The 12,619-nt window shown below is 42.5% G+C and carries 10 protein-coding genes; 2 read left to right on the top strand and 8 right to left on the bottom strand.

The genetic code is table 11. From position 1 onward, the window contains the following. Positions 1 to 133: 133 nt before the first annotated feature. The 5 genes from dnaK to lepA all read right to left on the bottom strand — a co-directional run bounded on the left by dnaK (position 134) and on the right by lepA (position 7,048). Positions 134 to 1,963 (bottom strand): molecular chaperone DnaK, encoded by a 1,830-nt coding sequence (dnaK, locus tag J7I80_RS15920; protein ID WP_214739348.1) that lies wholly within the window; start codon positions 1,961 to 1,963, stop codon positions 134 to 136. Between the two features lie 150 nt (positions 1,964 to 2,113). Then, positions 2,114 to 2,701, bottom strand: a complete 588-nt coding sequence (gene grpE / locus J7I80_RS15915) for a nucleotide exchange factor GrpE (protein WP_214739346.1) — start codon at positions 2,699 to 2,701, stop codon at positions 2,114 to 2,116. Positions 2,702 to 2,858: 157 nt separating this feature from the next. Then, positions 2,859 to 3,890 carry a heat-inducible transcriptional repressor HrcA gene (hrcA, locus tag J7I80_RS15910; RefSeq protein ID WP_214739344.1) on the bottom strand — a complete coding sequence of 344 codons (1,032 nt, stop codon included), beginning with the start codon at positions 3,888 to 3,890 and terminating at the stop codon, positions 2,859 to 2,861. A 76-nt stretch (positions 3,891 to 3,966) separates the two neighbouring features. Continuing rightward, complete coding sequence (hemW, locus tag J7I80_RS15905; protein WP_214739342.1) at positions 3,967 to 5,109, bottom strand: radical SAM family heme chaperone HemW; 1,143 nt, start codon at positions 5,107 to 5,109, stop codon at positions 3,967 to 3,969. 103 nt (positions 5,110 to 5,212) lie between these two features. Further along, positions 5,213 to 7,048, bottom strand: a complete 1,836-nt coding sequence (gene lepA, locus J7I80_RS15900) for a translation elongation factor 4 (RefSeq protein WP_214739340.1) — start codon at positions 7,046 to 7,048, stop codon at positions 5,213 to 5,215. A 192-nt stretch (positions 7,049 to 7,240) separates the two neighbouring features. On the opposite strand from lepA, the gene J7I80_RS15895 reads away from it, so the two are divergent. Beyond that, on the top strand, positions 7,241 to 8,146 hold the full coding sequence (locus tag J7I80_RS15895) for a nuclease-related domain-containing protein (RefSeq protein ID WP_214739338.1): 906 nt from the start codon (positions 7,241 to 7,243) through the stop codon (positions 8,144 to 8,146). A gap of 1,067 nt (positions 8,147 to 9,213) precedes the next feature. On the opposite strand, the gene J7I80_RS15890 is transcribed toward J7I80_RS15895, so the two are convergent. The 3 genes from J7I80_RS15890 to gpr form a co-directional block, all read right to left on the bottom strand. After that, the gene (locus tag J7I80_RS15890; RefSeq protein ID WP_214739336.1) at positions 9,214 to 9,546 is read right to left on the bottom strand and encodes a YqxA family protein; all 333 of its coding nucleotides are present in this window, start codon (positions 9,544 to 9,546) and stop codon (positions 9,214 to 9,216) included. 21 nt (positions 9,547 to 9,567) lie between these two features. Then, positions 9,568 to 10,773 carry a stage II sporulation protein P gene (gene spoIIP, locus J7I80_RS15885; protein WP_214739334.1) on the bottom strand — a complete coding sequence of 402 codons (1,206 nt, stop codon included), beginning with the start codon at positions 10,771 to 10,773 and terminating at the stop codon, positions 9,568 to 9,570. A gap of 111 nt (positions 10,774 to 10,884) precedes the next feature. Then, complete coding sequence (gpr, locus tag J7I80_RS15880; protein WP_214739332.1) at positions 10,885 to 12,009, bottom strand: GPR endopeptidase; 1,125 nt, start codon at positions 12,007 to 12,009, stop codon at positions 10,885 to 10,887. Positions 12,010 to 12,232: 223 nt separating this feature from the next. Here gpr and rpsT point away from each other — a divergent pair, with 223 nt between their 5' ends. Beyond that, entirely contained in the window at positions 12,233 to 12,493 is a 261-nt protein-coding gene (gene rpsT, locus J7I80_RS15875; protein WP_214739330.1) for a 30S ribosomal protein S20, read from the top strand. Positions 12,494 to 12,619: the final 126 nt, after the last annotated feature.

The raw sequence follows: 12,619 nt of genomic DNA, 5'->3' as shown, positions 1-12,619 counted from the left end.
CTTCTTCGAGTTCGCCCACGCACGATGGAAATGCGTTAGCATTTTCGGAGGAGTCTTCGCGCCTTCCACTACAATCAACAGAGGTGTAAGAATCAATATCGAAATATAACAGCCTTTGATTATTTATTGCATTTTATTTATCGTCATTTACTTCTTCGAATTCTGCGTCTACGACATTGTCGTCGTTCTTTCCTTCTTGACCTTCTGCGCCTTGTTGTGCCTGCTGTTGCTTGGCAGCTTCTTCGTAAAGCTTGACGCTTAGGTTTGTAACGATTTCTTGAAGAGCATCCTTCTTAGTACGGATTTCTTCAATTTCGCCTTTTTCGATTGCAGCCTTCAGCTCATCTTTAGCTTCGTTTGCCTTCTTGACTTCTTCTTCATCTACCTTGCCTTCAAGGTCCTTCAAAGTCTTTTCAGCAGTGAATACTAACTGATCCGCTTCGTTGCGAAGTTCCACTTCTTCTTTAAGCTTCTTGTCAGCTTCAGCGTTTTCTTCCGCCTCTCTTACCATGCGGTCGATTTCTTCATCAGATAGTCCTGTAGAAGACTTGATTGTGATTTGCTGTTCTTTGTTTGTACCAAGATCCTTCGCGCGTACGTTTACGATACCATTCTTGTCGATATCGAATGTTACTTCGATTTGAGGTACTCCGCGTGGTGCTGGCGGGATATCAGCCAACTGGAAACGGCCAAGTGTCTTGTTGGCAGAAGCCATTGAACGCTCACCTTGAAGCACGTGGATATCAACGGCAGTCTGGTTGTCAGCGGCTGTTGAGAATACCTGTGATTTTGAAGTAGGAATTGTTGTATTGCGATCGATCAGCTTTGTGAATACGCCGCCCATTGTTTCAATACCAAGTGAAAGCGGAGTAACGTCAAGAAGAACGACATCCTTTACATCACCAGAGATAACGCCGCCCTGGATCGCTGCACCCATTGCTACAACTTCATCAGGGTTTACGCCTCTGTGTGGATCTTTTCCAGTTTCTTTTTTGATTGCTTCTTGTACAGCCGGGATACGTGTAGATCCGCCGACAAGGATAACTTTATCCAGTTCAGATGGGCTTAAGCCAGCATCTTTAAGCGCCTGGCGAGTTGGTCCCATTGTACGCTCTACCAAATCTGCAGATAGCTCTTCGAATTTAGCGCGAGTCATGTTCACTTCAAGGTGAAGCGGTCCAGCTTCCCCAGCCGTGATGAACGGAAGTGAAATCTGTGTAGAAGTTACCCCGGAAAGGTCCTTCTTCGCTTTTTCTGCAGCATCCTTCAAGCGCTGAAGAGCCATTTTATCTTTTGAAAGGTCAATGCCATTTTCTTTCTTGAATTGTTCTACCAAGTAGTCAATGATTACCTGGTCAAAGTCGTCACCGCCTAGACGGTTGTCACCTGCAGTAGATTTTACTTCGAACACGCCATCGCCAAGTTCCAGGATGGAAACGTCGAATGTACCTCCGCCAAGGTCATAAACAAGGATCGTCTGGTCTTCATCCATTTTATCAAGACCGTAAGCAAGTGCAGCAGCCGTTGGCTCGTTGATGATACGCTCAACTTCAAGGCCTGCAATTCTTCCAGCATCCTTAGTTGCCTGGCGTTCTGCATCGTTGAAGTATGCAGGAACTGTAATAACTGCTTTTGTTACAGGCTCACCAAGATAATCTTCAGCATAAGACTTCAAATATTGAAGTATAACAGCCGATAGCTCCTGTGGGGAGTACTCTTTGCCTTCAGCTTCAACTTTATGGTCTGTTCCCATGTGACGCTTGATTGAAATAATTGTATTAGGGTTAGTGATTGCCTGGCGCTTTGCCACTTCACCAACCTGGCGCTCGCCATTTTTGAACGCGATGACAGAAGGAGTCGTTCTGTTGCCTTCTGGATTTGGGATTACCTTTGGTTCGCCGCCTTCTAGTACGGCAACACAAGAGTTAGTTGTTCCTAAGTCAATACCAATGATTTTACTCATTTTCAAATACCTCCTGGTTCTTTTATGTAGGCTCTTTTCGTAAACTTTATTGCTTTCTGAAGCAAAAGTAAAAAACGGCACCTGGTTTTTTACGAGTATGAATTCAATCTTTATTCAGAAGTCTCTTCGAAAAGAGCCCTGATACCAATGTTATTGGTTCACTTTCACCATTGCTGGACGAATGATGCGGTCCTTGAGCATATAGCCTTTTTGGAACTCTTCAACAACAATGTTAGGACCGAAATTTTCATCTTCAGCCTGCATAACAGCCTGGTGAAGATGCGGATCAAATTCCTTGCCAACAGCTTCTATTACCTCAACGCCTTCATTTTTAAGCGCATCAAGCAAGCTGCGGTACACCATTTCCACTCCCTGCTTAAGGGATTTCGCCTGTTCATTATCCACGTCCATCTTTAAAGCACGCTCGAAATTGTCAATAGCGGGCAGAAGATCCGTAATAATGCTCTGGGCTCTATATTTAGCGCTCGCTTCAAGTTCAATCCTTGAACGGCGGCGGAAGTTATCAAAATCAGCCTGAAGGCGCAAGTAACGGTTTTCGGCTTCATCAAGCTTCCCTTGCAGTTCAGCCACTTTCTTCACCATCGGATCTTGTTCTTCCTCTTGAGCTGGCATCTCTTCAGTTTTTTCAGAAGCTTCATTTTCAGCAAAAACTTCCTCAACCGTTTCTTCATCCATCTGGCTGTTCAATTCTTGCTCAGTATTTCTCTCTTCTGTCACGTTAACTCACCTCCCTCAAAGTATCGCGGCCATGTAGTGCCGCTGTTCCAGGTGGTCTGGATTGGTTTATATTTCAACGAAGCAAACATGCTTCAGTAGAAAACACATGAATTCAGGATGGAACAGGCTGCTCCACCCTTAATCAATATTTCCATGCTTATTTATTTTGATACAACTGTGTCAGTACCTTGGACAAATCGGTACTGATCAATTGGAGCAAGCTGATGACTCTCGAATACTCCATTCGTGTCGGTCCCAAAACCGCGATGGACCCTAACTTTTCTTCACCCATGGAATAAGTCGCAGTAATCAGGCTGCAATTTTCCATTGCAGAGTTATCATTTTCTGTTCCAATCTTGACATTGATTCCAGCCGGGTTTTGCCTGATCAGATGGTATAAACCATCTTCGTGTTCAATCATATTCATCAGGTTACGGATCTTCTCGACATCATTGAACTCTGGCTGGCTGAGGATATTCGTCTTCCCGCCAAAGAACACCTTCTCACTGGCCGGCATGTTCAATGTATCCATGATGGTATTCAGGAGTGTGTCATAACTGCTGATATGCTGTCGGAGCAGCATGGCGATCTCCTTGTAGATCTTGGAATTCAGATTGGTAAGCGGAACGCCTGCCAACCGTTCATTCAGTATATTGACCATTTTTTCAACATCTGATGGATCAATGCTGGTTGGGAAATGGAACATTCTGTTTTCTACATGACCTGTATCCGTTATGATGATGGCGATTGCCGTATCCTTGTTCAAGGGAACGATCTGCAATTTTTTCAGTCTGTTATCCTTCACAGCAGGTCCTAAAACAATTGACGTATAATTCGTCATTTCAGATAAAATTCTCGCTGATTTTTGGACGATTTTTTCCAATTCGTAGATCCGTTCAGCAAAAATCGATTTTATAGCAGCCATATCTGAATGATTCACTTTTTGTGGCAGCAGAAGGTTATCCACATAAAATCGATACCCCTTCTCGGATGGAATCCTTCCAGAGGATGTATGGGTTTTTTCAATGAATCCCATATCCTCCAAATCCGCCATTTCATTCCGGATTGTCGCCGAACTGAAATTTATTTCTTCCTTTTTCGACAAGCTCCTTGAACCTATCGGTTGAGCTGAACGAATAAAGTCATCAACAATCACCTGCAAAATGAGCACCTGACGATCTGTTAACAACATCATCACCTCTGTTAGCACTCTATAAGAACGAGTGCTAATTCTAAAAATAATTTATCAATAAATGCTGAGGATGTCAATGATTTGATACCCCGATGAAGGATTGAAAAACTTCATTACCGAGAAGGCGCCCCTGTCTTGTTAGACAGATGGTGTCATTATCGGTTTTCAGCAGGCCTTTCTTCGTCCAATCGTCAATTTGACTGGAGAATATTTGCATTGGATTTGTGCCGAATTTTTCTTCGAATCGTCGAACACTGACACCTTTTGTCTTTCTGAGACCCAGGAACATTTCTTCTTCCATCGACTCTTCAAGCGTTACCTTATGGGAGTCCATGATCGGCAGTTCACCCACCGAAATAGGTTCCATATACTTTTTAAGCGGTCCATAGTTCGACTGCCTCATCCCTTTTACGTAACTATGGGCTCCTGCACCAAAGCCATAGTATTCATCATTATTCCAATAGGTTAAATTATGTCTGCTTTCGTATCCAGCAACTGCAAAATTGCTGATTTCATATTGATGGAGACCGCTTTTTTCCATATGCTCCATGAGTGTTTCATACATTTCTGCTTCGGCATCCTCACCTGGAAGTGGCAGCTTGCCTTTTTGCATTAAATTATAAAACACTGTCTTTGGTTCAATGATCAATGAATATCCAGAATAATGAACTAACCCGAGGGAAAGAGCAGTATTGATCGATTCGATGAAATCATGCTTTGTCTGGCCGGGAAGGCTGTAGATCAGATCAATGCTGATATTTTCAAAGCCCGCTGTTTTCGCATTTTCAATTGATTCAAACACATCTTTAGCCCGGTGGCTGCGTCCTATTTTTTTCAAAAGCTCATCATTAAAAGTCTGGACTCCGAAACTCAGGCGATTGACACCAGCATCTTTCAGGATGGCCAGCTTGTCTTTTGACAGGTCTCCTGGATTCGCTTCAAATGTATACTCCGTTTCACGGTTGAAGTTCAGCTTATCCTGGATTGACTGAACCAATTTTCCTAATTGTCTTTCATCCAGCGCAGTCGGAGTCCCGCCGCCTACAAAAATCGTATCGAGGAGATCCTGATCGCCTTGCACAGTCAGTTCCATTTCTTTTGCGAGAGCATCAAGGTAATCATCGACAGGCTGGCCTTTCATAAAAACTTTATTAAAATCGCAATAATGGCAGATATGATGGCAGAAGGGTATATGGATATATGCTGATTTCATCATTGATTCACTTCCTATGAGGCAACTTTGCCTTGATTATTGAAAAAAGAGGCCAGAATCGCTTGGTTTAACAAGCACATCCAGCCTCCCCTGCTATTTTATTATTTTATTTCTTCGTATTGTTATCGTCCATCTTGAGGACTGCCATGAAGGCTTCCTGCGGCACTTCGACAGAACCAACCTGCTTCATGCGCTTTTTACCTTCTTTTTGTTTCTCAAGAAGCTTACGTTTACGTGAGATATCCCCACCATAACATTTTGCCAATACGTTTTTGCGCATTGCCTTGATTGTCGAACGGGCAACGATTTTCTGGCCGATGGCCGCCTGGATTGGCACCTCGAATTGCTGGCGAGGGATTAGGTCCTTCAATTTTTCAACAATGACCTTACCTCTTTCATAGGCAAAATCATTATGAACGATGAAACTCAAAGCATCAACTTTTTCAGCATTCAGCAAGATATCCATCTTCACAAGCTTGGAAGGTTTGTAGCCAATCAGCTCATAATCGAAGGAAGCATAGCCTTTCGTGCTTGATTTCAGCTGGTCGAAGAAGTCATAAACGATTTCTGATAACGGAATTTCATAGACAATGCTGACACGCGTTTCATCCATATATTGCATATCGATGAAGATGCCGCGCTTTTCCTGGCAAAGCTCCATGATCGCGCCGACATAATCATTCGGGGCCATCATTGTTGCTTTTACATAAGGCTCTTCAACACGGTCGATCTTCTGAGGATCCGGCATGTTAGACGGGTTGTCTACCTTCAATTCAGTTCCATCTGTCATGATGACATCATAGATAACACTTGGCGCAGTCGTAATCAGATCAATCTTGAATTCACGCTCGATACGCTCCTGAATGATTTCCATGTGCAGAAGTCCGAGGAATCCGCAGCGGAAACCGAAGCCTAACGCCTGTGAAGTTTCCGGTTCGAACTGAAGCGCTGAATCGTTTAGCTCCAGCTTTTCAAGAGCTTCCCTTAGATCATTGAATTTCGCTGAGTCAATTGGGTACAGACCGCAATATACCATTGGGTTCAAACGGCGGTAACCAGGAAGCGGCTCAGCAGCTCCATTCTTCGCGTTTGTAATCGTATCACCAACACGTGTGTCGCCAACGTTTTTGATCGCAGCAGTCAAGAAACCTACATCTCCGACAGTCAGTTCTTCTGAAGGAGTGGCTTTCGGAGTAAACACTCCAACCTCTGTTACTTCAAACTCTTTGCCTGTTGCCATCATCCTGACTTTGTCGCCAACTTTTACCGTTCCATCGACGACTCGGATATAAGCAACTACGCCGCGGTATGCGTCGTATAATGAGTCAAAAATCAAAGCCTTCAAAGGTGCGTCCGGGTTCCCTTGCGGCGCCGGAACCTTTTCAACGATTTGTTCTAGGATTTCCTCAATTCCGATTCCTGCTTTTGCAGACGCAAGAACAGCTTCAGAAGCATCCAGACCAATTACTTCTTCAATTTCATTTCTTACACGCTCAGGATCCGCACTCGGCAAATCAATTTTATTGATGACCGGCACAATTTCAAGATCATTGTCGATTGCAAGGTAAACGTTCGCCAATGTCTGCGCCTCGATTCCCTGGGCAGCATCGACAACAAGGACCGCTCCCTCACATGCTGCAAGGCTTCGGGAAACCTCGTACGTGAAGTCTACGTGACCAGGAGTATCAATTAAATGGAATGTATAAACTTCTCCATCCTTTGCCTGATACTTCAATTGTACTGAATTCAGCTTTATCGTGATTCCTCGCTCACGCTCGAGGTCCATGGAGTCCAAAAGCTGATCCTTCATTTCACGGGCAGTCAATGCATTCGTCTTTTCAAGGATACGGTCAGCCAGCGTTGACTTACCATGGTCAATATGGGCGATGATCGAAAAATTTCGTATTTTACTTTGTCTATTAAGTCTATCTTCTCTGTTCATTGCGTTCACTCCTACTTTACTCGCGCATGTACACTATTGTTGATTATATCAGCAGGAATATCAAGATTCAATAAATAATAGAGGAAGTCTCGCGGACAGCAGCCTGAACTGGGCTGGACTTGGAGTCCACAGAACGTTCACAGAATATTGGGAACTTATTAGGTAAAATGAACTGTAGAAAGGATGTGGATTATGTTTATTAAGAATCGCTCTGAATCCGAAGAGTTGAGAATGCTGAAGGCGCTGAATCCAAGAATGGAGTTAGCAGCGAAGGAGAAACAATATTATTTCAATCTAAAAAAAGGATTTGAAGGAGAGGTGATATTTGATGGGTATCTGAAACGTATCGTCATTCAATCATTAATTCTGAATGATTTGCTGTTTGAACAGAATCAGTCACATTTCCAAATAGACTCACTGATGATTTCACAAAGTCTCACCTATTTATTTGAAGTGAAAAATTTTGAAGGTGAGTATTATTTTGACGGTGATACATTCAGGAAAATTAACGGGACCGAAGTTAAGAATCCACTGCTTCAACTCGAAAGGAACGTATCTCTGTTAAGACAATTTTTCAATAGTATCGGATTTAAAATCCTCATTGAACCCTATCTAATTTTTGTAAACCCAGATTTCACATTGTACCAGGCTCCCCTCAACAGGCGAATCATCCTTCCGACCAACCTTAATCGGTTTATCCACCATATCAATAACCAGAAGTCTGATTTAAATTATCAACATTCCAGACTGTCCGAAACATTACTATCCTCTCATTTGACGAAATCTCCATTCTCGAAAATACCACGATATGAATATGCACAGCTGCGGAAGGGAGTGTTTTGCCATTCTTGTGGGGCGGTTATGGAGGAGTATAGTGGGGTTATACTAACTTGCAAGAAATGCGGGAGACATGAAAATACCAAAGAAGCTTTATCACGAAGTATTGAAGATCATCGAATCTTAAGTCCGACTAAAAAGATTTCTACGAATACCATCTATGAATGGTGTGGTGAAATATTACCTAAACCAGTAATAAGGCAGGTTTTAAAGGAGAATTACAGCGTTTCAGGGTATGGTCAATGGTCGTATTATGAATAAGTATCTTATAAATCACTAATGCCTTAGTCGTTAGTGATTTTCTTTTTTGTTTTTTTAGGAAGCTTTAATCTCTTTACCACCAATTGAAGAAAATTAATGTCAATCAACTATACTTTGGCAAAAGTTCCTTAATATGGATCCTACTGTTACCAATACTCCTTATTGGTGCCCAGGTTTCCCTTATTCTGGATTTTATTGCTACCAATACACCTTATTGGTGATGAGATTTCCCTTAATCTGGATTTTACTGCTACCAATACACCTTATTGGTGACGATATTTCCCTTAATCTGGATTTTACTATTACCAATACGCCTTATTGGTGATGGGGATTTCCTTATTCTGGTTTTTACTGTTACCAATACACCTTATTGGTGCCAATATTTCCCTTATTCTGGATTTTGCTGTTACCAATACACCTTATTGGTGATGGTAATTTTCTTAATCTGGATTTTACTGCTACCAATACACCTTATTGGTGATGAGATTTCCCTTAATCTGGATTTTACTGCTACCAATACGCCTTATTGGTGATGGTAATTTCCTTAATCTGGATTTTACTGTTACCAATACGCCTTATTGGTGATGGTAATTTCCTTAATCTGGATTTTACTGCTACCAATACACCTTATTGGTGACGATATTTCCCTTAATCTGGATTTCGCTGTTACCAATACGCCTTATTGGTGATGGTAATTTCCTTAATCTGGATTTTACTGTTACCAATACGCCTTATTGGTAATGAGATTTCCCTTATTCTGGATTTTATTGCTACCAATACGACTTATTGGTGATGAGATTTCCCTTATTCTGGTTTTTACTGTTACCAATACGCCTTATTGGTAATGAGATTTCCCTTATTCTGGATTTTATTGCTACCAATACGACTTATTGGTGATGAGATTTCCCTTATTCTGGTTTTTACTGCTACCAATACGCCTTAATGGTGATGGTAATTTCCTTAATCTGGATTTTACTTCTACCAATACGCCTTATTAGGGCCATCTTTATTGGAATATCCCAATAACCTCTAAACAAAAAACAGCGGGCCAAAGCCCGCTGCTCTACTCACTTCCCTGCAATCAATTCAACTGTTTTCTCGACGATAGTGGATACTCCATCAGCGAGTTGTTTTCCTAGTGATGAAAAGAGGTTGAATGCTTTCATTTCTTCTAGTTTTTTCCGTTTTTGTTCGAGGTCATGGCTGGAAATGTCATTTCCTAGAATGGCGGTTTCAAAGCTCCCGTTTTCGTTTTCGTTGATGCTGAATGCACTTTTGAATTCAGGGTCTTCGTAGCCTTTCATTTTATGGATGCCTTCATTTGCCTGCTGCATGCCAAACAATACGGATATGAACATTAAAGAAGCAAGCATGAAGCTTTTAAGCATGAACATTTTCATCTCGATCACCTTACCGATTTTTTATTGTTTGTCAGGAGGTTCCTGTTTTGGGGCATCTACTTTTTCCGCCTGCCAGTAGAATTCGCTGAAAACATCTGCAAGTGCGTCGGCGGACCGGTTCAGCTCTTCGAAGGTGTTGTCAACTCCGCCAAACTCTATTAACAATGCATTCCCGGACAAGTCCTGATTGAACTTTCCATTTGTCGAGGCACCCTTTTTCTCGATAATCCCCCTGCTTAAGCCCTTGCCGTATTTTTTATCAAGGAGACTGTGCAGTTCCCTTGCGAGAGCAAGGTTTTTTTCATAATTGGCATTTTCCCCGCCAATGACAAATGCCAGTTTTGCGTATGGCTTGCCGTTGATCTGAATCGTCGTTTTGTCTTTGCGGTAACCGTCTCGATGGATATCAATAAAGTACTGAAGGTTCCGGTCCCCAGCCATCGCGGCTTGCACAACCGGTCGTGATTCCTGATAGGCTTTTCCAAACCCAAGACCTTTTTTGCTGAGATTAGCCATTACATCGGTTTTATCTACCGTTGTTCCAATACCGCGCTGCTCCAGGCTCGACTTCAGCTGGTCGCCGATCTTCGTGACATTCACCTGCGAGTGGTACGCCTTATTCGGATCGGTCACTCCCTTTAAATATGGAAGGTATGATTCTCTAGTATGTGTAAAGTAAATATAGACTGATTTGCGGTCTCCAGTTGATAGCGGAGGTGCCGCTGTAATTCCCGGGGACCCTGATGTAAGGTCTTCAGTATTTTGCAAGGCTGCTTCCTGCTCTGCCATCAATACATCTACTGGAGGCGCCGATTCCATTGGCATATTGGTATAATTCGTTCCTTCACCGGCTACTAGAATCTTTCCGTCAAAAAGTGAAAAACCGGGGAGCTCCCTGCCAAGCAGGCTCCGTGGATCATCCAGATTAATATTGGTTGAAAGCTTGAACATGACGTTCGACAGCTTCGGTGTCTCATAGTCCTCTGGCAGCGCCTGAAGGAATTGATGGTTTTCCCAGCCCATCAGGCTGAATAGCAGCTGGCCATTCAGGTTGGTCGCGGCCTGATTAACAGAATCTGAGGTGATTCGATATTCAGGCCGCAGTGAAGTCATCGCTCCGCTTATTGAAAAAATCCCAATGAGAAAAAACACAAATGCTAAAGCCGCTTTTACAACTTGAGTCCCTTGGACAGCTACAATTATTCCGGGTCGTTTACTAAGTCTCATTGTTCCACCTCTCTAGTGCAAGTCTAGTAAATGTTATGACTTTACTAGAGAAGATAGAACATCGAATCCATTCGTAATATATTTGAAACAAACCTATCAAATGAAATAGCCCTAGTGCGTGTACATCCCCGTATTATCCTGGTCAATATTCGAATGAAGCGCAGAATTGAGCCCGCTGGCAATCAAATTTGCCATGTCATCTATGAACACATCCACTTCTTTAGGAGTCACCATCAGGTTGTGGCCCAATGGAGACAGAACCTCATAAATCAGCTTCCGCTTTTCTTCGTCATCCAGCGTTCCTATCATTCCGAGGAAGGTTTGACGTTGCTCTGCTTCCGGCAGGTCCTCTTCTGTCAGTTTCTTTCTTTTGCCGAAACTCATCCCGGCCGGCACAAGTGATCTCGAAGGCTTATCACCTTCTCTCATTTCCTTTCCAAAATGTTTCAAAATGAAGTCAATCGTATCACTTGTAATCGAAACAGCATCTACTACTGTCGGAACTCCGATAGCAATTACTGGAATACCCAGCGTCTCTTTGCTTATTTCCTTCCTTTTATTACCTACGCCCGACCCAGGGTGAATACCAGTATCTGAAATCTGGATTGTCGAATTGACTCTTTCGATTGAACGGGAAGCGAGCGCATCGATTGCAATGACAAAGTCAGGCTTCGTTTTCTCGACGACCCCAAAAATAATATCAGAGGTTTCAATACCCGTTAAACCCATTACCCCTGGAGAAAGTGCACTGACCGAGCGATAGCCTTCTTCTACGCTTTCAGGCTGAAGATCGAACAGGTGCTTAGTCACCAATAAATTTTCACATACAAGCGGCCCTAAAGCATCAGGAGTAACATTCCAGTTCCCCAAACCAACTACAAGACAGGATGCATCTTCCTTAATCCCGGATTGTTTGATAAAATGGGCAAATTCGTTAGCGAATACTTTCTCCACTTTTCCTTGCAGCTCGGTGTCCTGCTGGCGTATGCCGACTACTTCGATTGTCAAATACTGCCCCTGCTTTTTGCCAAGGCTCTTTTCTCCTTCAGCGGTCACCTCAACCAGGGAAATTTTTATATCATTTTCTTCTTTTTCCTTTATGATGACGCCTTCAATATGGGAGAGATTTTCTTGGGTATGGACAGTTGCCGCCTGGTCTGCCAGCACCATCTCCCTCGCTTCCACAGCCAGGTCAGTCCTGATTGAATACATGCTCAAGTCTACCGGTTCCTTCATTGTCGCATTCCTCCCAACACAGTTTGGCTGCTAAACAGCATACTATTGCCTATCTTTTCCTTTTACATAAAAAAACATTCACGATACACTAGACTTAAATTAATGCAGAGTATTGCATTATTACCCCCTGTTTGATAAAATATCATTTGTTCTTAATAAATAAGAAATGTACTGGAAATGTCGAGTTCCATAAAATCTCGATGCTTTTTAGGAGGTGAACGGAATGCCAAACATTAAATCTGCAATCAAACGTGTGAAAACTAGTGAAGCGAGCAAAGCTCAAAACATTACTGTAAAATCTTCTATGCGTACAGCAGTTAAAAAAGCTGAATCAGCAATCGTAAACAACGATACTGATGCAAAGGCTTCATATGCTCAAGCAGCTAGCAAGCTTGATAAAGCAGCAGCTAAAGGTCTTATCCACAAAAACGCAGCTGCCCGCAAAAAAGCCCGTTTAATGAAAAAATTACAAGCTAATGGCTAATTTTTTTTCATACTGCTAATAAAAAAACGACCTTTTCGGGTCGTTTTTTTATTTTGCCTCCTATGTAAAGGCTGTTTTTGTATAGATGTTGTTAAAATCCTAAAGCCGATTTTAACGTAATATAAG

The sequence above is a fragment of the Bacillus sp. ISL-41 genome, from assembly GCF_018613235.1.
In the GTDB taxonomy this organism is placed as follows: domain Bacteria; phylum Bacillota; class Bacilli; order Bacillales; family Cytobacillaceae; genus Mesobacillus.
Note: the sequence above shows the minus strand (reverse complement) of the source record. Positions and strands in the feature narration are given on the sequence as shown.

What these genes read in the sequence shown, in the direction of transcription:
- dnaK (WP_214739348.1), bottom strand. Translation starts at nt 1,963, where the DNA reads ATGAGTAAAATCATTGGTATTGACTTAGGAACAACTAACTCTTGTGTT.
- hemW (WP_214739342.1), bottom strand. Translation starts at nt 5,109, where the DNA reads ATGATGAAATCAGCATATATCCATATACCCTTCTGCCATCATATCTGC.
- lepA (WP_214739340.1), bottom strand. Translation starts at nt 7,048, where the DNA reads ATGAACAGAGAAGATAGACTTAATAGACAAAGTAAAATACGAAATTTT.
- J7I80_RS15895 (WP_214739338.1), top strand. Translation starts at nt 7,241, where the DNA reads ATGTTTATTAAGAATCGCTCTGAATCCGAAGAGTTGAGAATGCTGAAG.
- J7I80_RS15890 (WP_214739336.1), bottom strand. Translation starts at nt 9,546, where the DNA reads ATGAAAATGTTCATGCTTAAAAGCTTCATGCTTGCTTCTTTAATGTTC.
- spoIIP (WP_214739334.1), bottom strand. Translation starts at nt 10,773, where the DNA reads ATGAGACTTAGTAAACGACCCGGAATAATTGTAGCTGTCCAAGGGACT.
- gpr (WP_214739332.1), bottom strand. Translation starts at nt 12,009, where the DNA reads ATGAAGGAACCGGTAGACTTGAGCATGTATTCAATCAGGACTGACCTG.
- rpsT (WP_214739330.1), top strand. Translation starts at nt 12,233, where the DNA reads ATGCCAAACATTAAATCTGCAATCAAACGTGTGAAAACTAGTGAAGCG.